Origin of the sequence: Qipengyuania atrilutea, assembly GCF_013370205.1 — a bacterium.
Classification (GTDB): Bacteria; Pseudomonadota; Alphaproteobacteria; order Sphingomonadales; family Sphingomonadaceae; genus Actirhodobacter; species Actirhodobacter atriluteus.
In genome coordinates this window covers 241,152-260,583 of sequence record NZ_JABWGV010000002.1, presented here as the reverse complement: position 1 = coordinate 260,583, position 19,432 = coordinate 241,152, and the positions used below count along the sequence as shown (strand labels likewise).

Here is a 19,432-nt window from a genome sequence, read left to right as displayed (position 1 = left end):
CGGAGCGACTATAACCGCATTTTTCAAATAAACTTAATGCCCGGCTTGGGGGCCACGCTCGAGACCGGACTTCTCAAGCTGGTCGTCGATCTGCGCCATTAGGCGGTCGAGCCCTTCCTGCGTATCGCTTTCCGCTCGCGCAACGAGCACGTCCTGGGTGTTGGAAGCACGCAGCAGCCACCAGCCGTCGTCATTGGTGACGCGCACGCCGTCGGTGGAGTTCACATCGTCTGGGCTGTCCGCCAGCCGCTGCTTCACCTCATCGATCGCCGCAAATTTACGGCTTTCATCGACCTGGAACCGCATTTCGGGCGTGTTGAGCATGTTCGGCATTTCGCTGCGTAGCTGCGTCACCGATTTGCCCAGCCGCGCGGAGGCTGCCAGCAGTCGAAGACCGGCGTAAAGCGCATCGTCATAGCCGTAATAGGTGTCGGCGAAGAACACGTGCCCGCTCATCTCGCCTGCTAGCGGAGCGCCCGTTTCCTTCATCTTCGACTTGATGAGCGAATGCCCGGTGTTCCACATCACCGGCTTGCCGCCATGCTTCGCCACATGGTCGAACAGGGCGCGCGAGGCTTTCACGTCCGCGATCACCGTTGCGCCCTTGTCGCGGGAAAGCAGGTCTTCGGCGTAGATCATCAGCAGCTGGTCGCCCCAGATCACGCGCCCTTCTCCGTCAATCGCACCGATGCGGTCGCCGTCGCCGTCGAAGGCAATTCCGAAATCGAGGTTCTTCTCCGCGACGATCGCCTTCAGGTCGTCGAGGTTCTCTTCCACCGTGGGATCGGGATGGTGGTTCGGGAAGTTGCCGTCGATCTCGGTATAGAGGAGGTGATGCTCGCCCGGCAGCTGCGCGACCATCTTCTCGAGCGCCGGGCCGGCCGAACCGTTGCCGGCATCCCACGCCACCTTCAGGCCGGAGAGGTATTCGCGGTCGATCCCGTCGAGGCTTTCCAAGATGCGATCGATATAGGCGTCCAGCATCACCTGCGTTTCGACCGAACCCGATCCGTCGGTCCATTCGCCGGCAGCACTGCGCCGGCCAAGTTCCTGGATGTCCTGCCCGAAGAAAGGCTTACCCTGGAACACCATCTTGAAGCCGTTGTAATTGGCCGGATTGTGGCTGCCAGTAATCATGATGCCTGCATCCACATCGGGCATGGAAGCCTCGGCGAAATAGAGCATCGGGGTCGGACCCATGCCGATGCGGACCACGTCGCAGCCGCTCGCCGTCAGTCCCTCGACCAGCGCATGGTCGAGCATTGGCGAGGACACGCGCCCGTCGTATCCGACCGCCACCTTGCTGCCGCCGGCCTCGCGCAGCATCGACCCGAAGGTCCGGCCGATCGCGCGCGCGTCGTCCGCGCCCAGCGTCTGGCCGATGATACCGCGCATATCGTATTCGCGCAGCACGGTTGAATCGAATTCGTGGCTCATGTTCGTCGATTTCCCTCAGGCAAGTTGTCCGTTGGTATAGATACGCCGAACCGCCGCGATGGTGCCGAGCACACGGCGGGTCGCACCTATTTCTCAGGTTCGTCCGATTTTGCGACAGGCCGTCCGATCAGGAGATCGCGCGCCGCGTTGATGCGGCTCGCTTCGACCGGGTCGCCGCCGCGGTCGGGATGATGGCGCGCGGCGAGTTTCCGGTGCGCCTCTGCAATGGTTTCGCGGCTGGCGTCCTCGCGCACGCCGAGGATGCGGCGCGCCTCGCGCACGCTCTCGACCCGCGCGTCGGGCGGGCGCTTCGTGGCGGCTAGGTTCCATGGCCAGTTCCCGAACGCGACGCGCCATAGAAGCACTAGCCCCGCAACGATCAGGAGCAGTTTTACCATCTCAGGCGGCTTCGGCGGCGGAGGTCGCGGCGGCCACGCCCGGCAGATGTAGGCTGGCGACGAGTTGTCTCAGCTCCTGCCGCGCGACGAGATGGCTCGTCCCGAGTTCGCCCAGCTGGCCCTTGTCGAGCAAGGTGAGGCCCGAGGGGAACAGTTCGCGGTAGATGACGCGTTCGGACAGCCCCTTGGTGACGCGGAAGCCCACGCGCCGCGAGAGTTCGGTCAGCGCCTTTTCGATCCGCGCCATATTGCGCGCCTCGGTATGGCCGGTCCGGTTGCGCACGACGATCCAGTCCATCTCGCGCCGGTTCTGCTCGATGGTCGCGCGGCTGCGCTTCAGGCGCGCTTCCCAGATGAGTTCGGCGTAGAAACTCAGTTTCTTGACCTTGAACGTCTCGCCCTCGACCTGTCCGATGAGGTCGAAATCGACGAAGCTGTCGTTCATCGGCGTCACCAGCGTATCGGCTTCCTGCGCGACATGGCGGGCGAGCGGGTCGTCGCGGCCCGGCGTGTCGAAGACGACGAAGTCCGCTCCGCTGCCGAGTTCTTCGACCCGCGCTTCGAGTTCTTCGGGAGAGACGCCGTCCACTACTTCGCATAGGGCGGTCGGCAGGTCGATCTGCCGTTTCGCCGCGGTCTCCGCGCGGTTTTCGAAATAGCGGTGCATCGTGCGCTGCCGTGCATCGAGGTCGAAAGCGACGACCTTCTTCCCGCGCGCGGCAAGCGCGACTGCGACATGGACGGCGGTGGTGGATTTGCCCGTGCCCCCTTTCTCATTGGCGAAAGTGATGCGACAGGGTTTCTGATTGGACACTACGAATTTCCTACGGGCAGAATTGCTTGCCCGGTTCTTATCGGAGGGCTGTGAGCCGTGCAAACCATCACCCGGCTGACGATGTTGAGAAATGCCGTCGACGGCTTCCGGAATGGCGGCGAAACGGTGGCGCTGGTCCCGACCATGGGCGCACTTCACGAGGGGCACCTTACGTTGATGCGCCGCGCAAAGGAGGAAGCGGACCGTGTTGCCGCGTCCATCTTCGTCAATCCGAAGCAGTTCGGCGCGGGCGAGGATCTGGACGCCTACCCCCGGCAGCTTCAGCGGGACAGCGAGCTACTAGAGAGCGAAGGCGTGGACCTCTTGTGGGCACCGCCGGTCGAAGCGGTCTATCCCGCCGGTTTCGCCACCACCGTCAGCGTCGGCGAAGTCAGTGAGGAGCTGTGCGGCGCGAGCCGACCGGGCCATTTCGACGGCGTGGCTACGGTGGTGTGCAAGCTCTTGAACCAGGTCCGGCCCGATCTCGCGTTCTTCGGCGAGAAGGATTGGCAGCAGCTTGCGGTCATCCGCCGCATGGCGCGCGACCTCGACCTCGTCCTGCCATACGCCGACGCGATTCGCGGCGTTCCGATCGTGCGCGAGGCGGACGGGCTCGCGATGAGTTCGCGCAATGCGTATCTGTCCGAAAGCGACCGGGCCAAGGCGGCGGTGCTTCCGGCAGCGATGAAGCAGGCGGTCGAAGCCATTGCGCGCGGCGCGGATGTGGCGAGCGCGCTAGAAGCTCTCCGCGCGCGGTTGCTCGAAGGCGGCTTCGAAAGCGTGGACTATGCCGAATGGCGCGACGGCGACAGCCTCGCACCGCTGGACCGGCAGGACGCGAATGCGCGGCTGTTCGTCGCGGCACGGATCGGCGGCACGCGGCTCATCGACAACATGCCGGCGGCCTGAACCCTAGCCGCCGCTGACCATCCGCATCAGTTCTGCCGTCAGGATCGCGCCGTAAGTGCCGAGCGCGTAGCCAAGCACCGCCAGCAATACGCCGACCGGGGCCAGCGCCGGGTGAAACGCTCCCGCCACGACCGGAGCCGAAGCCGCACCGCCGACATTGGCCTTGCTGCCCACCGCGAGGAAGAAGAACGGCGCACGAATGATCTTGGCGACGATGAACAGCAGCGTCGTGTGGATCAGCATCCAGACGAGGCCGACCGCCATGAAGGCGGGTGCATCACCGATCTGCATGATGTCCATCTTCGTGCCGATCACGGTCACGAGCAGGAAGATGAGCACCGTACCGAATTTCGACGCGCCAATGCCTTCGAGTTCGCGCGCTCTCGTAAAGCTCGCGCCGAGGCCGATGGTCGTGGCGATCACGACCACCCAGAAGAATCCACTGGCGAGCACCCCGTCCTCGCCGGAGAAGCCGGCAGCGAAACTCTCCGCCAGCCATCCGCCGAGCAGGTGCGACAGGCCCACCCCGGCAAAGGCGAAACCGGCGAGCAGCATCCAGTCGTTGGCGCTCGCGGTGCGCTCTACCTGCGCCGAATAATTCGCCATCCGGTCGCGCAGCCGGTCGATGGCGGTGGTGTCGGCCTTCAGCCAGCGGTCGATACGCTCCGGCGCGCCTGCTCCGTAGAGGAGGAAGATCATCCAGATGTTCGCGACGATGATGTCGACTGCGATCAGCGCGGCGTAGCGTTCGGGGTTATACTGATAGACCTCCAGCATCGCCGTCTGGTTCGCGCCGCCGCCGATCCAGCTACCCGCCAACGTCGCGAGCCCGCGCCACGCCGCGTTCTGTCCCTCGCCGATGATGCTCGGTTCGAATTGCGCGACCAGCCAGAGGGCGATCGGGCCGCCTATTATGATACCGATGGTCGCGGTGAAGAACATGATGAGCGCCTTGGGCCCGAGCCGCAGGATGCCTTTCAGGTCGATGGATAGCGTCAGCAGCAGTAGCGCCGCGGGAAGGAAATAATCGCGCGCGACCGGCCAGAGCTGCGATTCCGATACGTCAATCAACCCGAACGTCACCATCAGCGACGGGATCAGGTAACAGGCCAGGATGACCGGGAAGAAGGTATAGATCTTCTGCCACACTCCGCCGAACTGCCTGGTGAATCCGACGAACCCGAGCACGAGGGCCAGCAGCCCGAAAATCACCACGTCGCTGTCGATCATACCGTCCCCATCCCTTGCGGCCCTTTTGGCTGCGCGCTCCTCGCAAAGATCGGGTGAACGCGCAATGAGGGAGTAACGGAACGGCCTCTAACCGCCAATTTCGCGGGCGAAGGCCATGAATTCCTGCAAGGCGAGGAAGATGTGATAGCCGGTCGCCGGGGTGATGTCCTCGATCAGCGAAGCCTTTTCCGGTCCGACCTTGTCGATCCAGGCGCCCGGCAAAGCGCCGTCGACGTGGTCGGCGAACAGCGCTTCGCAGGTCGCGACAATTCGCTCCGCCAGTTCGGGCGAGGGATGCTCGCGCCAGTGCGCGATATGGCCCTTGAGCTTTTCGGTCGGCCCCCAGGTTCGCTGGAATGCCTCGCGGACGCTGCCGTCCAGTCCTTGGGACAACGGCAGGTAGCCGAGCCCTTCGAGCAGCCGCATTCCGCCTTCGTGCAGATTGCTCGCGAAACCCTCGGGCGGAGTCCCTCCCAAATCGCGCAGACGGCCGAGGATCCAGACCCATTCGAACAGGTGGCCTGCTTCCACGTGGTTCTCGGCATCCGGCACGCCCGATTTCTCGACCAGCAAGCCCAGGTCGGCGCGGTAGAAATGGTCATGGACGAACGCGGCTAGGTCTTCGGCGCGTTTCAAAGAGGCTTCGTCGCTCGTCGCCTCGTACCAGGCGAGCGAGGCTTCGGTCAGGTGCATATGCGGGTTCTGAGTGCGCACATCCGGCACAGGCAGGCGCTCCGCATAGCCGCCCTCGGTTTCGGGCCGCTTCAATTCGCGTTCGATCGCCGCGACCAGCGCCTCGCCCGCCTCGCGCGCTTCGTCCATGGCGAACACGCGCGTCGCAGTCGCGAATGCGAGCAGCGCGAAGGCGTTGTCGTAGGTTTCCGGCGTATCGTCGGTCAGCCCGCTCCCCGGCCTGACCATCGCGCCGTAAAGTCCGTCCTCCCGGCGGCAATCGCGCGTCAGCGTTTCTACCGAACGGCGAGTGAGTTCTATCGACCGATCGCGGTCCCAGCCCAGATCGGCGGCGAGCGCAAAGGTAAAGCCCATCCGTGCCTGCAACCGCACCCGGCTCGGTTCGCCCGGAATACCTTCGCCCGTGAGGTCGAGGCGCTCGTAGAAACCGCCGTCCGGCGACGGCGTGCGCTCGGCCCAGAAGGGGAAGGCGCTGTCCAGCATCCAGCCCCGCGCGCGTTCGGACAGGCCCTTCGCCCGCTGCGCCAGTTCCAGATTTGCCCGGCCGTTCGTTTCGCTCTGCATGAAGTTCGGTTCCGTTTGTGCGCGTCGTGCGCTCTGCTGTGCCTCTAGGCGATCCTCCCGCATTCCAACAAGTCCGCTTCGCGCGAGATAATATTGTCCCGATAACGACCAGCTGCGCGAAATTTTCCCGCCATCGCTTGCGTTTACGCGCATCGCCGATAGATTGCCGCCAACTGCAACGGGGATGCCATGACATCGGCTGACGAGAAACGCGCGGGGCTGGTAAGCGCGCTTGAGAACGTGGCCGGAGGCAACCGCGCCGCCTTGCGCGAAGTCTACGACATGACGTCCGCCAAGCTGCTCGGCGTAATCCTGCGCATCATGCGCGACCGCGACCACGCGGAAGACGTGCTGCAGGAAGTCTATGTGAAGGTCTGGCGGCGCGCGGCCCGCTTCGATGCATCCAAGGCCAGCCCGATCACCTGGCTCTGCACGATCGCCCGCAATACTGCCATCGATGCGCTGCGGCGCAGCGGCAAACACGGCGAAGCGGTGGGCGACAGCCTGCCCGAAGTAGAGGACGAAGCACCGCTCGCCGAAGATATGCTGTGCGATGCCGAAGACCACGACCGGCTCGTCCGCTGCCTCGAAGCCCTGGAGCAGGATCAGCGCCGCTCGATCCGCATGTCGTTCTACGACGGGCTTACGCACAGCCAGCTCGCCGACCGCATGAGCGTGCCGCTGGGCACGCTCAAAAGCTGGATCCGGCGCGGGCTCAGCAGTCTAAAGGGGTGCCTCGCCGGTGGCTGACACACCCGAAGACATGAACGGCGAAGGCCCGGTGGACCGCGATATCCTCGCAGGCGAATACGCGCTCGGCGTGCTCGAAGGCGCCGAACTGCGTGAGGCGCAGCGGCTGAACCTGTCCGATCCTACCTTCGCAGCGCAGGTGAAATGGTGGAACAACCGCCTGAACCTGCTCGCCGAACATGCCGAGGCGATCGAACCTTCGCCGGGCGTCTGGCGCGCGGTCGAAGCGAAGCTAAGCAGCGAAGTCTCCGAAATCGGTCAGGTCACGCCGCTGGAGCAACCGCCCCGCCGTGGTCCGGCACCCTGGAGCATCGCGACCGCGCTTCTCGGTGGGGGTCTCGCCGCTGCGGCGCTCGCGCTGTATCTCAACACGCCGACCACGCCGGTCACGACTGCGCCGCCGATCGTCGAAGCGCCCGAGCCTGGGCCGCAGCTGGTTGCCCAGATCGCGAGCGAGGACGACGCGCTGCGCCTTGCCGGCGTCATCGATTCCGCTGCGGAGCGCCTGTCGCTGAATGTCTCCGGTTTCGCACCGGGCGAAGGACAAACGCCGGTACTGTGGGTCGTGCCCGAAGGCGGCGCGCCGACATCGCTCGGCCGGATACCCGAAGACGGCAGCTTCGCGCGTGACCTGACGCCGGGCGAAAGCGCGCTTCTGGCCGAAGGGGCGGCTCTGGCCGTCACCTACGAGGATGCGGCGGCACCGTCCTACGATGCGCCGACGACGCCGATCCTCCTTGCTGGACCGCTGACCGAAGTCTGATTACGTCCGCGCTTAAGCCCGTTTTGCGCGGGTAGAACCGCAAGACATCGCAGGGACGGAAAAATTTTTTCCGTCCGGTGCATCCAGACGCCCTGTGCCTACGTAACTATGCCCGGCTCCCGGTTAGCGGGCGGCCACCGAGGCGCAAGTCTTCGCACAGGGGCATTTCAATATCTTCGACATGGTCCTGAGCAGACGAGGGGGAAGGCGTGAAGCCCGGTCACTTCCGGTCCAATAACGAGGATTATCTATGACAATTCGCTCCACTTCACGGCCAGTGATGGCACTGCTCGCATCGACGGCGCTTTACGCTGTCGCTTCTCCCGCCCAGGCTGACGAAACACCGCCCTGTAACGATGCATCTGCTGAATCGACTGAGTGCGGCACCGACGCGACCACCGGGACTGCCGAAGGCGCGACTGCCGTCGGTAATGGCGCAAGCGCGACCGGCACCGATGCCGTCGCCATCGGCGGCGACAATGCCGGAACCGACCCCGCAACCGCGTCGGCTCCCTCCACCGTTGCCATTGGCGGCGAAAGCGATGCGACCACGCCCGGCGCGACCGCGCTCGGCTGGCAAGCACAGGCGACCGGCATGATGGGTACGGCTGTCGGCCACCAGACGACGGCGTCCGGCGACCAGAGCTTCGCCGGCGGGGAAGATGCCGTCGCATCGGGCACCAACTCGATCGCGATCGGCCACAAGGCAGTTGCCGACGGCGGTGATGCCATTGCCATTGGCGGCGTGCGCGACTTCGTGGATGCGGACGGCAACGGCATTGCCGACGTGAACGAAGATGACGACGATACGAACGACATTACCGTGACGACCGCAACCGGCCCATCGACCACCGTGGTCGGCGGACAGGCTCTCGCCAACGGACCCGGCGCGACGGCTTACGGCTGGCGTTCGGCAGCAGACGGCGAGCGTTCGACCGCGCTCGGCCATCTCGCGACTGCGACAGGCGTGCGTTCGCTCGCGATCGGCGAGAATGCCGACGCGCAGACCGACAATGCCTCGGCCCTCGGTAACGAGAGCATCGCAAACGGTATCGACGCGCTCGCCATCGGCGACAGCGCCATGGCAATGGGCAACTCGACCACCGCAGTAGGCGGCGAGAGCGTTGCATCGACGCCGGGCGCCACTGCAATCGGCTGGCAGGCCGCGGCAACCGGCGCGATGGCGACCGCAGTCGGCCACCAGTCGACCGCTTCGGGCGACCAGAGCTTTGCCGGCGGCGAAGATTCGGTCGCTTCGGGCACCAATGCCGTAGCCATCGGTAACCTCGCCCAGGCGACCGGCGGCGACTCCATCGCCATCGGCGGCAACCGCGACGGCGATACCGGCCGCGCAACCGTGGCGAGCGGACCGTCGAGCACGGTCGTCGGCGGGCAGGCTCTGGCAAACGGTGCGGGCACGACCGCATACGGCTGGCGCTCCGAAGCGACTGCCGAACGCGCGACCGCTATCGGTCACCTCGCTGTCGCAAGCGGCGTACGTTCCGCATCGATGGGTGAAGCCGCAACCGCCTCGGGCGACGGCGCCATTGCGATCGGTAACGAGTCGACCGCCAGCGGCGTCAACTCGGTCGCGATTGGTAACGGCGCGACGGCAGAGAACGACGGGCAGGTCGTGATCGCATCGCTCGGCACGAGCGGCGCTTCGCAGACCGGCGCGCTAAGCTTTGTCACTGCCGACGGCAACGGCACGCTCGGCCTTGCTTCGGGACCGGATTTCTCCGGCTTTGCGCAGCAGTCCGCGCTTAATGCGAATGTCGCGGCGACGACCGCCAACACGCAGGCGATCGCTTCCAACACTGGCGCGATCCAGAGCCTGCAGGGCAACCAGGACATCCTGTTCGACCTCGCCGACCAGAACGACCGCCGGATCGACAAGGCCAATGAAGGCGTCGCGATGGCGCTGGCGATGGAAAGCCCGATGCTGCCCGCCGGAACCAACTTCGCCCTGTCGGGCGGCGTGGGTTACTTCGAAAACCAGGGCGCAGGCACGATGGCCGTAACGGCGCGCGTAGCGAACAACGCGAGTGTCTCTGCGGGCGTCGGCCTCGGCTTCGACAGCGGCGAAGTCGGTGCGCGTGGCGGCTTCCAGATCGCCTGGTAACGAACGCTACCCGGACGGGGTCCGGGTAGCACCGGCTCCCGATGGACCGGGAGAAGGGGGCGAGGCAGCGATGCTTCGCTCCCTTTTTCGTGCCGACTAAACTTGGCGCGTCACCAGTCGATCGGCTTCACACCATGCTCGCGCAGAAAATCGTTGGCACGGCTGAACGGGCGCGAGCCGAAGAACCCGCGATGCGCCGACAGTGGGCTCGGATGCGGGCTCGCGATTACGAGATGCTTCTCGCTATTGCCGAGCGCCGGGATCCGCCCCGCCTTCGCCTGCGCATGGCTTCCCCAAAGGACGAAAACGCAAGGATCGCTCCGCTCCGCCACGGCAAGCACGGCTGCATCGGTGATTGCTTCCCAGCCCCGCCGCGCGTGACTGCCTGCCTTCGCCGCCTCGACGGTCAGCGTATTGTTGAGCAGCAGCACGCCCTGCCGCGCCCAGCGTTCCAGATTGCCGCTGGCGGGCCGAGCGGTGCCGCAATCGGCTTCGAGTTCCTTGAAGATATTCGCGAGCGAGGGCGGCTGCTTCACCCCTTCGGGCACCGAAAAGGCAAGTCCGTGCGCCTGCTCCGGCCCGTGGTAAGGGTCCTGCCCCAAGATCACGACCTTCACATCCTCGGGGGCAGTCAGCGCGAAGGCGTTCAGCCGCAGGCCCACGGGCGGATAGACGAGCTTGCCTGCCGCCTCTTCCGCTTCCAGCCATTCGGACAGGGCGCGCGCATCCTCGCTCGCCAGCGCAGGCCCGAGCGCCTTGCGCCACTTTTCGGGGATCGGACCGAAGCTCACCTAGCCGCCCTAACGCGTGCCTCGCGGCGCTACCAGACGGCCCTTCCCCTCAATCCCCATGTCGCCTAAAGCGCGCAGCATGACAGTCCATTTCCATGAAGAAGACCTGCCGCCGGGCGTTCTTGTCGGCACCGCACCGCTTGCCGTCGATACCGAGACGATGGGCCTCGTCACGCCGCGCGACCGGCTCTGCGTAGTCCAGATCAGCGACGGGGGCGAAGACGAGCATCTTGTGCGCTTCAACCCGGGCAGCACCTATGCCGCGCCGAACCTGAAGGCGGTTCTCGCCGACCGCTCGCGTATCAAGATCTACCACTTCGCCCGCTTCGACCTCGCCGCGATCGAATACTACCTCGGCATTGAAGCCGGACCGGTTTTCTGCACCAAGATCGCAAGCAAGCTGACGCGGACCTATACCGACCGGCACGGTCTCAAGAACCTCGTCAGCGAACTGCTCGGCGCGGATATTTCCAAGCAGCAGCAGTCCTCCGACTGGGGCGGGCCGGAACTGTCCGAGGCGCAGCGCGATTATGCAGCAAGCGACGTGCGCTACCTCCACCGGCTGAAGGCGGAACTAGAAAAGCGGCTTGAGCGCGAAGGACGCAGCGAAATGGCGCAGGCGTGTTTCGACTTCCTGCCGACGCGCGCGCGGCTCGACATGGCAGGGTGGGCCGACCACGACATCTTCAGCCATATGTAAGGCTGGCTCAGGCAGAACGAACGGATCATGGCGAAGCAGAGGCGGATCGAGACGAGCGAGGCAAAGGCGCTGCGCGGCAAGCGGCAGCGCTGGGCTGTGCCCGGCGGCTCGCACGACCGCCTGATCGGCCTTCTCGCCCGCGCGCTGCCGATGGCGGTGGGCGTCATCGCGGCGCTGATGATTATCACGCCGCTGACCCCGCGCGGCGAAGTCAGCTTCCTGCTCGACCGGAACAAGGTCGCGGTCATCAACGAGCGGCTGAGCGTCAACAATGCGCTTTACCGCGGGCAGGACGATCTCGGCCGGCCCTTTTCGCTTACCGCAGGCGAAGCGATCCAGCGCTCGAGCGTCGAAGGCATCGTGCGAATGCAGGACCTGGTCGCGCGCATTCTTCTTCGCGAAGGACCCGCGAGGCTTAGTACCGATTCCGCGACATACGATATCGACGAAAAGATGGTCGATGCGCTCGCTCCCGTGCTGCTGACCGCGGCGGATGGCTACCGCATGATGGCGCGCGGCGTTTCGGTCGATCTGTCGGATGAAACCATGAGCGGGAACGGCGGGGTCGAAGGCGCGATACCGGCGGGGACGTTCTCCGCCGACCGGATGACCGCCGATCTCAACGAACGCAGGATCGTCCTGACAGGCAATACGCGCCTTCGCATGGTGCCGGGACAATTGAGGATGCCGCAATGAACAGCGTTTCGCGCATGAATGAACTTAAGCGGAGTGCGTTTCGCTATTTCGCGATCGGGTTCCTGCTGGCCGTGGCCATTGCGGGCGCCATCCGCCTGAACGCGCAGGCGCTCGGCAACCACAACACCAACGCGCCGGTCGATTTCGCCGCCGACCGCACGGAGCTGCAGGACCGGCAGAACCGCGTCGTCCTCGCCGGGAATGTCGTGATCACACAGGCCGGACTGCGCCTGCGCGCATCCCGCGCGATCATCGACTACACCGATAGCGGAACGCTGCAGATTCAGCGCATGACCGCGACCGGTGGCGTGCGCGTCACGCGGGGCAACGAATCGGCATCCGGCAATAATGCAATCTACGACTTCAACCGCCGCCTCATCACGATGTCGGGGGACGTAGAGCTCAACCGCGGCAGCGACCGGATCAGCGGCGGCAGGCTCACGATCGATCTGCGCAGCGGCGTTTCGTCGGTCGACGGCAGCGCGAGCGGCTCGTCCTCGGCCACCGGCCAGGGCAGTGGCAGCGGCCGCGTGACAGGCTCCTTCACCGTTCCCGAGAACTGAGGCGAGCCGCGGTGAAGCGGCTTCGCTTCGCCCTGTTATCGCTGCTCGGCCCCGGCGCGGATGGAGCGCGGCCCGACCTTTCCGACGAGGACTGGCAGCGAATCGACGCTATGGCGGCAGCGCATCGGTTGCGACCGCATCTGCACGGAAGGCTGCAACGCGGCGAACTTGGTGTGGCAGTGCCGAGCGCGCTTCGCGAACGCTGGAAGGAGGCGCACCGGTCTCAGGCGATCACGGCACTCGCCCAGCAGCAAGCGCTTCTGTCGGCGTGCGAAACGCTTCAGGCAGCAGGTTTCGCGCCGATTGCGCTGAAAGGCGCTTGGCTCGCGTGGCACGCATATCCCGCCGCCGCCGAGCGGCCGATGCGCGATATCGACGTGCTGGTGGAGCCGGACGAAGCTTTGTCCGCTTTCGAAACGCTGGAAGCTGCGGGCTGGGATGCCGGTCTTTCGGATCGGTCGCTCCTGAACCAGATCGCCGCGCGTGAACGACACCTGCCGCCGCTGCGTAATGCCGATGGCGTGTGGCTCGAACTGCATGGTCGCGCTTGGGATAGCGGGTTCGCCTTGGCACAAGACCGGCTGCGGAAACGGGCCGTTCGCCCTGGTCCGGTGCACTATCCGCATCCGCACGACATGCTGACCCATCTGGCGATCCACGCCGGCCCCTCGCACGCCTTCAACCTTGGCCCGCTCATCCTCAGCGATGTCGCCTATCTCGTCGCGGTAGCGGGCTTCGACTGGCCGAAGTTCTGGGCTGCGGCCGAGGAAAGCGGCACGGACCGCGCCATCGCGCTCGTAATGGGGCTGGCCGACCGCTGGTCCGCTCCGGGTGTGTCCGCGCGGTGCGCTTGCCCGCTCGCGGTCTCCGAAAACGTAATCGAAGAAGCGTCCGAACTGCTCCTTCAAGAGCCGGCCGCCCGCAAGGACATCGCTCTCCTTTCCGGACTAAGCCGCGCCGGAACCGGCGGAGTATTGCGCAAATTGCGCGCCCGTCTCGCCGACGATCCGCGCGATGCCGTTACCGGCCGGGTCGAGGCCCGCTCGCGCCGCATCGTGCAGACCGTAAAGGCCTTGGCTAACCGCGATACCCGTCGCTCCGCAGCGCAGACGGCACGCATTCGCGGCTGGCTCGACGGCAGCTGAGTTACCGCTTCGCCGCCGCCCGTGCGATCCGCGTCAGTCCTTGGGCGAGCAGCAGTTCCGACGCCTGGCTGTTCGTCAGCAGTTCGCGGTGCATCTCCATCAGCCGTGAGGTCAGCTGCGACAGCTCCTTGCCGCGCCATCGTCTGAGCTGGTCTTCGAGATCGCGCCGGTCGCGCCAGAAGATGCGCCGCGCTTTCTGCTCCGCCTCCAGCGTCTGCGCGATGGCCCCGGTAGTCCCGACCTTGCCCGCCAGCATTCCGAGCTGCGCCGCCCGTCGCTCGCAGGCGAGTAGCAGGCCGACGGGATTCAGCGACACCTCACGCATCCGTTTGAGTTCAGCCGGCAGCTTCGTAACTTCGCCCGAGAACACGGCATTGACGAGCGGCATGAAGCCTTCCTCCTCGCTCACCGCGCCGATCTCGAACAGATCCTCCGCGCTCGCGGCCACCGGCGACTGCGGCGAGGCGTCGAGATAGGTTGCGAGCTTCGTCACTTCGCTCTGCGCGAGCCGCACGTCGAGATTGGCACCGCGCGCGATCCGCTCCGCAAGGTCGCCGTTGAGGCGGACGCCCGCGCTGTCGCCCATCGCCCGCACCGATTGGGTCACGCTGCGGAGGTCGGGGGGCCAGAACATCGCCACGAGCGCGTCCTTGCGCTTTTCCAGCAGCTTCGCGGTGCGCGACTTGTCGGTGGCCGAGGTCGCGACGATCACGAGCGGGCAAGCCTCGCCCCCGCCCGCGTCGCCGGTCTCGATCAGGGTTTGCAGCGCGTCGTGCGCCTCGTCCCCTGCCACGCGCGCGTAAATGAACCGCGATCCGCCGAACAGCGAGCTTGAGCGCGCCTCATCTCCCAGGCGGCCTGCATCGCCCTTGAGATCGCTGCCCGCCAGCTCGACCTTCTCGTCGACATCCGGAAGCTGCTCGATCAGCGCGTTCGCCGCCGCCGAAGCGCCCGCTTCGTCGGGACCGCAGAAGAAGAAGATGCGGCAGGTCTGCGCCGCCCGGTGCATCTGCGCGGTAAAGTCGCGCTGCGTCAGCTTCATTGCGGCGTGCGCGCGGCCTGCCTGCGCAAGGTTAGTGCGAGCTGTGTCACGATCTGGTCGGCGACCCGCTGGGTCAGGTTCTCGAGCGCGCGCTGCTCCGCCGCGATAGTCGCATATTCGCTGGATACCACGTCGATACCGGCATCGCTGCCCGCCGTCGCATCGAGCAGGATCGCTCCGCTCGAAAGGTCGACCAACTGATAGCGTGCGCGCAAAGTCCGCCGTTCGCGGCTGATCGTGTCGTCGCCGAGGATGGCGAGGCTTTCGAGCTGGTCGTCGAGCCGCACGTCGAGGCGGTAGCGCGCTGCAGGATCGCCCACGCCCGCGCCGAGCCGGTCGCTGAGCGCATTGCGCATCAGCCAGCCGGCACGGTCGGGAATGGCCGGAACGTAAACCGAATCGAGCCCCTGCGCGATATAACCGTCGCCGCCGCCGGCATACATGGGCGAGAGACCGCAGGCCGAGAGGCTGGCGAGCGCGAGGGAAGCGAGAACGGCGCGCATCACGTGACGATATTCACCAGCCGGTCGGGCACGACGATGATCTTGCGAATGTCCGCTCCATCAAGCGAACGCTGCACCTTCTCCGAAGCCAGCGCAAGCGCTTCGAGGTCTTCCTTCGATGCGCCCTTCGGCGCGGTCAGCGTGTCGCGCAGCTTGCCCTTGTGCTGCACGGCGATGGTGACCTCGTCCTCGACGAGCAGCGCCGGGTCCACTTCCGGCCAGTTGGCATCCGCAATCAGCGTATCGTGCCCGGCCAGCGACCATGCCTCTTCCGCAAGATGCGGCATCATCGGCGAGGACAGGAGCAGCAGCGCATCGATCGCATCGTTGCGGCTGGCCGATGGAGCGGCTTTCTCCGCCATGCCGGTCAGTTCGTAGATGCGCGCGACCGCCTTGTTGAACGACAGCGCCTCGATATCCTCCGCAACTGCGGCGATGGTCTGGTGGGTCTTGCGCGCGAGTGGCTTATCCTCGCCGCTAGCATTCGCGTCGCTCTGGGCGAACAGCCGCCACAGGCGCTGCACGAAGCGGTGGCAGCCTTCGATGCCTGCTTCGGACCACGGCAGGTCGCGCTCGGGCGGGCTGTCGGACAGCATGAACCAGCGGACCGCATCCGCGCCGTACTGCCCGATGATAGCGTCGGGATCGACGACGTTCTTTTTCGACTTCGACATCTTGACGACGCGGCCGGTCGTGACCGGCGCCCCGTCCTCGATCCGTATCCAGTCGGCTCCGTCCTTGCGGACCTCGCCCGGCGAGAGCCAGCTGCCGTCGCCGAGCTGGTACGTCTCGTGCGTCACCATCCCTTGTGTGAAGAGCGAAGCAAACGGCTCGGCGAAGTCGAGCTTGCCGATAGCGCTGAGCGCGTGCGTCCAGAACCGAGCGTAGAGAAGATGCAGGATCGCGTGCTCGATGCCGCCGATATATTGCTCGACCGGGAGCCACTTCGCGACTTCTTCCCGGTCGAACGGCTTGTCCGCAGGCTGGCTTGCAAAACGCAGGAAATACCAGCTCGAATTGACGAAAGTATCGAGCGTATCGGTTTCGCGCACCGCTTCGCCGCTGCATTCGGGGCAAGTCGTATGCTTCCAGCTCGCGTGCCGCTCCAGCGGATTGCCCGGTGTTTGGAAGTCCACGTCCTCGGGCAGCGTGACGGGCAGCTGCTCTTTCGGAACCGGCACGACGCCGCATTTTTCGCAGTGGATGAAGGGGATCGGCGTGCCCCAATAGCGTTGGCGCGAAACGCCCCAGTCGCGCAGCCGCCAGACGGTCTGACCCTGACCGGCACCCATTGCCTCGATCCGCGAGATCACTTCGCGCTTCGCATCCTCGACGTCCATGCCGTCGAGAAAGTCCGAATTCACGAGCACGCCCTCGCCCGCTTCCGCCTCGCCGGTAAAGGGCTTATCCGCCTCGTCTGCGCTGGCCGCGACAACGCGCGGGATCGGCAGGCCGTATTTGGTTGCGAATTCGAAGTCGCGCTGGTCGTGACCCGGCACCGATATGATCGCGCCCGTGCCGTAATCCATCAGCACGAAGTTCGCGATGTAGACGGGCAGGTCCGCGCCGGTGAACGGGTGCCGTGCGGTAAGGCCGGTATCGAAGCCGAGCTTCTCCGCCGTTTCCAGTTCCGCCGCAGTCGTTCCGCCGCGCTTGCACAGCGCGATGAACTCGCGCGCTTCCTCGCTGTCGAGCGCCTGCGCGACCGGATGGTCGGCGGCGACCGCCACGAAACTTGCGCCGAAGATCGTGTCGGGGCGCGTGGTGTAGACCGGCAGCTTCTCGCCGTTCGAAAGGTCGAAGGCGAACTGCAGCCCCTTCGATTTGCCGATCCAGTTTTCCTGCATCAGCCGCACCTTGTCGGGCCAGCCGTCGAGCGTGCCGAGCCCTTCGAGCAGTTCTTCGGCGAAATCGGTGATCTTCAGGAACCACTGGTTGAGCTTGCGCTTCTCGACCTCGGCGCCGCTGCGCCAACCCTTACCGTCGATCACCTGCTCGTTGGCGAGCACGGTCATGTCGACCGGGTCCCAGTTGACCTCGCTTTCCTTGCGGTAGACGAGGCCCGCTTCGTACAGGTCGAGGAACAGCGCCTGTTCGTGCCCGTAGTAATCCGGTTCACAGGTCGCGAACTCGCGAGTCCAGTCGAGCGCGAAGCCGAGCTGCTTCAGCTGGCCCTTCATGGTCTCGATATTGTCGCGGGTCCAGCCGCCCGGATGCACACCCTTTTCCATTGCGGCGTTTTCCGCGGGCATCCCGAACGCGTCCCAGCCCATCGGGTGCAGCACCTCGTGGCCCCGCATCCGCTTGTAGCGCGCGAGGACGTCGCCCATCGTGTAATTGCGCACATGGCCCATGTGGATGCGCCCCGAGGGGTAGGGGAACATCTCCAGCACGTAGCTTTTGGGTTTCGGCGAATCGCTGTCCGCCGCGAAAGTGTTCGCCGCGTCCCAGCGCGCCTGCCATTTTGCATCGGCGGCCGAAGGGTCGAAGCGCGTGTCGGTATTGCCCGGTTTGTTCATGGCGCGCCTGTTAGCAAGCTATCCGCGCGCTTCCACCTCGAAAACGCGTGTCAGGCGCGTTTCAGGCGTAGAGGGTCAGGAAGCGACGGCCTGGCGGCGCAGGTCGCGCGCCTTCGTCAGGATGATCGCTTCCAGCTTCTGCACGGTCGCAGCCTGTACCGGAGCATCGACCCAGTTGCCGCCCTGGTTGACCTGCCGGCTCGCCGCAACGCGCAGCGCATCGGCACGCAGATCGGAATCGAGGATGGTGACGGTCATCTTGACCCGCTCGCCCGGATTTTGCGGATTGGCGTACCAGTCGGTCACGATCACGCCGCCTGCACTGTCCGCCTGAAGCAGCGGCGCAAAGCCCACCGTTTCGAGCGCCGCGCGCCACAGGTAGCTATTCACTCCGATGGAGGTGACCTGCGCTGCGGCGAGGTCCGCCCGCGGCGCTTCCTTGCTGCCGCAGGCGCTGAGGCCGAGCACGGCGATGCCGCCAAGCACGAGGGTCGCGGCGGAGCGGGCGGTACGGTCGAGATTGCGCATGATAGCTGGCAAAGTCCTTCGGGCAGTGTTTCGCGTGTCGTGTGCCTCTATCCGTGCGCGCGGCAGCGGGCAAGGCGTTCTCGGACGCTGTGACATCGGGCCGTGAACCGGCGCTTAATTGACGGCGCCTGCGAACGGGCTTCAAGCGAAGACGCCGTAGGGATGCCGACAGTTTAAGATTTTGTTGAAACGATGTCACACATCGAAGCGCGCGTGCTCTTCGCCGCCATTGCGGACTCGCAATGGGAGCGGTCACATTCTACGTGCATGGTAAGCGGCGCGTTTCCGGCGAGTCGTATAATCGAGGAGGCCAGGCGAGCAGAAACGGTCAGGAACCGTTAAGCGCTCCGGTGGTCTCTTACATGGGTAGGTTAAGGGACGCAGGCGAAGTGGCAGTTACTCGCAAATCGCTGACCAAGGGCAGGATGCTTCCGGCATTGCTCGCGGCTGCGTGCGTTGCACTGCCCGCCGGGGCAAGCTTCGCGCTGCCGGCCGCGGATGCGCCGAGCCTTCTCCCGAACGTAGAACAGCAGCGTTTCGCTTTCACACCCGCCAATGTCGACCCGGCGTTGGCGCGCGAGGTTGCCGCCTCTCTCGGCGTAAACGGCATGCGCTTCACGCCCGCCGATCTCGGCAAGCGCAACCCGCGCGACGTGACGGTTGCCGTCCGCGTCGACGATGCAGCAGCCCGTGCCATCTCGGTACGCCGCACGGTCGATGCAGTCGGCGGCGAAAGCCGTAGCGCGCGTACGGTCGCCATCGCCCCGACCCCCTACAATCTCGGTATCGCGCGCGGCTACCAAAGCTTTGCCAAGCCGGTCGAGAAGAAGGTCACGACCTCCTCCGCCGTGCGTAACGTGCCGATGGCCGATCTGGCCGACTTCCGCCCCGACCGCGGCGTTGCAGCCGAAAAGCCGAGCCGCTTCTCCAGCCGTGTGGCGGTCGAGAGCGACGGAGATCGCGGCAGCGTCGGGCGTACTGCCTCGTCCTTCGACCTCGGTGCAGAACAGATCGTCGAGGTTTCTGGTTCCTACCGCGTGCTGAAGAACCTCGATGTGACGGCAGGAGTCCGCTACTCTCAGGACCGCGACCGGATCGCGCCGCTCACGACGGAAGAGCAGGACAGCCAGGCCGTCTACGTCGGAACCCAGTTCCGCTTCTGATCCGAGCGGGCGGTCAGACCGCTCCCGATCCCTTCGCAAACGCAGCAATTCCGCGGACTTAGCGCCATACCCTCTTGTTGCCCCGGCCTCTTCGGTTAAGGA

Annotated in this window: 19 protein-coding genes; 9 read left to right on the top strand and 10 right to left on the bottom strand. The window is 65.5% G+C overall.

Annotated elements, in window-relative coordinates:
• Positions 1 to 33: 33 nt before the first annotated feature.
• From pgmG to HUV48_RS06265, 3 genes are all read right to left on the bottom strand, one after another.
• On the bottom strand, positions 34 to 1,437 hold the full coding sequence (pgmG, locus tag HUV48_RS06275; protein ID WP_176266940.1) for a phosphoglucomutase/phosphomannomutase PgmG: 1,404 nt from the start codon (positions 1,435 to 1,437) through the stop codon (positions 34 to 36).
• A gap of 86 nt (positions 1,438 to 1,523) precedes the next feature.
• On the bottom strand, positions 1,524 to 1,835 hold the full coding sequence (locus HUV48_RS06270; protein ID WP_225871558.1) for a DnaJ domain-containing protein: 312 nt from the start codon (positions 1,833 to 1,835) through the stop codon (positions 1,524 to 1,526).
• A gap of 1 nt (position 1,836) precedes the next feature.
• Complete coding sequence (locus HUV48_RS06265) at positions 1,837 to 2,649, bottom strand: division plane positioning ATPase MipZ (protein ID WP_176266939.1); 813 nt, start codon at positions 2,647 to 2,649, stop codon at positions 1,837 to 1,839.
• Positions 2,650 to 2,706: 57 nt separating this feature from the next.
• Here HUV48_RS06265 and panC point away from each other — a divergent pair, with 57 nt between their 5' ends.
• Positions 2,707 to 3,558, top strand: a complete 852-nt coding sequence (gene panC, locus HUV48_RS06260; protein WP_176266938.1) for a pantoate--beta-alanine ligase — start codon at positions 2,707 to 2,709, stop codon at positions 3,556 to 3,558.
• Between the two features lie 3 nt (positions 3,559 to 3,561).
• Here the strand turns inward: panC and HUV48_RS06255 are convergent, their stop codons facing one another.
• Positions 3,562 to 4,788, bottom strand: coding sequence for a DUF819 family protein (locus HUV48_RS06255; protein ID WP_176266937.1), 1,227 nt, complete (start codon positions 4,786 to 4,788; stop codon positions 3,562 to 3,564).
• Positions 4,789 to 4,875: 87 nt separating this feature from the next.
• Positions 4,876 to 6,045, bottom strand: a complete 1,170-nt coding sequence (locus tag HUV48_RS06250; protein ID WP_176266936.1) for an AGE family epimerase/isomerase — start codon at positions 6,043 to 6,045, stop codon at positions 4,876 to 4,878.
• A 189-nt stretch (positions 6,046 to 6,234) separates the two neighbouring features.
• On the opposite strand from HUV48_RS06250, the gene HUV48_RS06245 reads away from it, so the two are divergent.
• The 3 genes from HUV48_RS06245 to HUV48_RS06235 all read left to right on the top strand — a co-directional run bounded on the left by HUV48_RS06245 (position 6,235) and on the right by HUV48_RS06235 (position 9,680).
• A complete protein-coding gene (locus HUV48_RS06245) occupies positions 6,235 to 6,795 on the top strand; it encodes a sigma-70 family RNA polymerase sigma factor (RefSeq protein ID WP_176266935.1) in 561 nt (186 codons plus the stop codon).
• The gene (locus tag HUV48_RS06240; protein ID WP_176266934.1) at positions 6,788 to 7,558 is read left to right on the top strand and encodes an anti-sigma factor; all 771 of its coding nucleotides are present in this window, start codon (positions 6,788 to 6,790) and stop codon (positions 7,556 to 7,558) included. Before HUV48_RS06245 ends, HUV48_RS06240 begins: the two co-directional genes overlap by 8 nt.
• Before the next feature lie 250 nt (positions 7,559 to 7,808).
• Positions 7,809 to 9,680: a YadA-like family protein gene (locus tag HUV48_RS06235; RefSeq protein WP_217906707.1), complete on the top strand. Its 1,872-nt coding sequence runs from the start codon at positions 7,809 to 7,811 to the stop codon at positions 9,678 to 9,680.
• 110 nt (positions 9,681 to 9,790) lie between these two features.
• Here HUV48_RS06235 and HUV48_RS06230 read toward each other — a convergent pair whose 3' ends face one another.
• Entirely contained in the window at positions 9,791 to 10,471 is a 681-nt protein-coding gene (locus HUV48_RS06230; RefSeq protein WP_176266933.1) for a uracil-DNA glycosylase, read from the bottom strand.
• A 79-nt stretch (positions 10,472 to 10,550) separates the two neighbouring features.
• Between HUV48_RS06230 and HUV48_RS06225 the strand changes: the two genes are divergently transcribed.
• The 4 genes from HUV48_RS06225 to HUV48_RS06210 are packed head-to-tail and all read left to right on the top strand — an operon-like array spanning position 10,551 to position 13,575.
• A complete protein-coding gene (locus HUV48_RS06225; RefSeq protein WP_176266932.1) occupies positions 10,551 to 11,171 on the top strand; it encodes a ribonuclease D in 621 nt (206 codons plus the stop codon).
• A 27-nt stretch (positions 11,172 to 11,198) separates the two neighbouring features.
• Positions 11,199 to 11,867, top strand: coding sequence for an LPS export ABC transporter periplasmic protein LptC (locus HUV48_RS06220; protein ID WP_176266931.1), 669 nt, complete (start codon positions 11,199 to 11,201; stop codon positions 11,865 to 11,867).
• A 14-nt stretch (positions 11,868 to 11,881) separates the two neighbouring features.
• Entirely contained in the window at positions 11,882 to 12,430 is a 549-nt protein-coding gene (locus HUV48_RS06215; protein ID WP_176266930.1) for an LptA/OstA family protein, read from the top strand.
• Between the two features lie 11 nt (positions 12,431 to 12,441).
• Positions 12,442 to 13,575, top strand: coding sequence for a nucleotidyltransferase domain-containing protein (locus HUV48_RS06210; protein ID WP_176266929.1), 1,134 nt, complete (start codon positions 12,442 to 12,444; stop codon positions 13,573 to 13,575).
• Position 13,576: 1 nt separating this feature from the next.
• Here the strand turns inward: HUV48_RS06210 and HUV48_RS06205 are convergent, their stop codons facing one another.
• From HUV48_RS06205 to HUV48_RS06190, 4 genes are all read right to left on the bottom strand, one after another.
• Complete coding sequence (locus HUV48_RS06205; RefSeq protein WP_176266928.1) at positions 13,577 to 14,617, bottom strand: DNA polymerase III subunit delta; 1,041 nt, start codon at positions 14,615 to 14,617, stop codon at positions 13,577 to 13,579.
• Positions 14,614 to 15,120: an LPS assembly lipoprotein LptE gene (gene lptE / locus HUV48_RS06200; protein ID WP_176267312.1), complete on the bottom strand. Its 507-nt coding sequence runs from the start codon at positions 15,118 to 15,120 to the stop codon at positions 14,614 to 14,616. The genes HUV48_RS06205 and lptE overlap by 4 nt, the downstream gene beginning before the upstream one ends.
• Positions 15,120 to 17,639, bottom strand: coding sequence for a leucine--tRNA ligase (gene leuS / locus HUV48_RS06195; protein WP_176266927.1), 2,520 nt, complete (start codon positions 17,637 to 17,639; stop codon positions 15,120 to 15,122). Before leuS ends, lptE begins: the two co-directional genes overlap by 1 nt.
• Positions 17,640 to 17,714: 75 nt before the next feature.
• Complete coding sequence (locus tag HUV48_RS06190) at positions 17,715 to 18,167, bottom strand: DUF3576 domain-containing protein (protein ID WP_176266926.1); 453 nt, start codon at positions 18,165 to 18,167, stop codon at positions 17,715 to 17,717.
• Positions 18,168 to 18,556: 389 nt separating this feature from the next.
• On the opposite strand from HUV48_RS06190, the gene HUV48_RS06185 reads away from it, so the two are divergent.
• The gene (locus HUV48_RS06185) at positions 18,557 to 19,330 is read left to right on the top strand and encodes a hypothetical protein (protein ID WP_318656058.1); all 774 of its coding nucleotides are present in this window, start codon (positions 18,557 to 18,559) and stop codon (positions 19,328 to 19,330) included.
• Positions 19,331 to 19,432: the final 102 nt, after the last annotated feature.

Coding starts and splice junctions, on each gene's coding strand:
- HUV48_RS06270 (WP_225871558.1), bottom strand. CDS start 1,835: ATGGTAAAACTGCTCCTGATCGTTGCGGGGCTAGTGCTTCTATGGCGC.
- leuS (WP_176266927.1), bottom strand. CDS start 17,639: ATGAACAAACCGGGCAATACCGACACGCGCTTCGACCCTTCGGCCGCC.
- lptE (WP_176267312.1), bottom strand. CDS start 15,120: ATGCGCGCCGTTCTCGCTTCCCTCGCGCTCGCCAGCCTCTCGGCCTGC.
- HUV48_RS06250 (WP_176266936.1), bottom strand. CDS start 6,045: ATGCAGAGCGAAACGAACGGCCGGGCAAATCTGGAACTGGCGCAGCGG.
- HUV48_RS06235 (WP_217906707.1), top strand. CDS start 7,809: ATGACAATTCGCTCCACTTCACGGCCAGTGATGGCACTGCTCGCATCG.
- HUV48_RS06245 (WP_176266935.1), top strand. CDS start 6,235: ATGACATCGGCTGACGAGAAACGCGCGGGGCTGGTAAGCGCGCTTGAG.
- pgmG (WP_176266940.1), bottom strand. CDS start 1,437: ATGAGCCACGAATTCGATTCAACCGTGCTGCGCGAATACGATATGCGC.
- HUV48_RS06225 (WP_176266932.1), top strand. CDS start 10,551: ATGACAGTCCATTTCCATGAAGAAGACCTGCCGCCGGGCGTTCTTGTC.
- HUV48_RS06220 (WP_176266931.1), top strand. CDS start 11,199: ATGGCGAAGCAGAGGCGGATCGAGACGAGCGAGGCAAAGGCGCTGCGC.
- HUV48_RS06255 (WP_176266937.1), bottom strand. CDS start 4,788: ATGATCGACAGCGACGTGGTGATTTTCGGGCTGCTGGCCCTCGTGCTC.
- HUV48_RS06190 (WP_176266926.1), bottom strand. CDS start 18,167: ATGCGCAATCTCGACCGTACCGCCCGCTCCGCCGCGACCCTCGTGCTT.
- HUV48_RS06205 (WP_176266928.1), bottom strand. CDS start 14,617: ATGAAGCTGACGCAGCGCGACTTTACCGCGCAGATGCACCGGGCGGCG.
- HUV48_RS06215 (WP_176266930.1), top strand. CDS start 11,882: ATGAATGAACTTAAGCGGAGTGCGTTTCGCTATTTCGCGATCGGGTTC.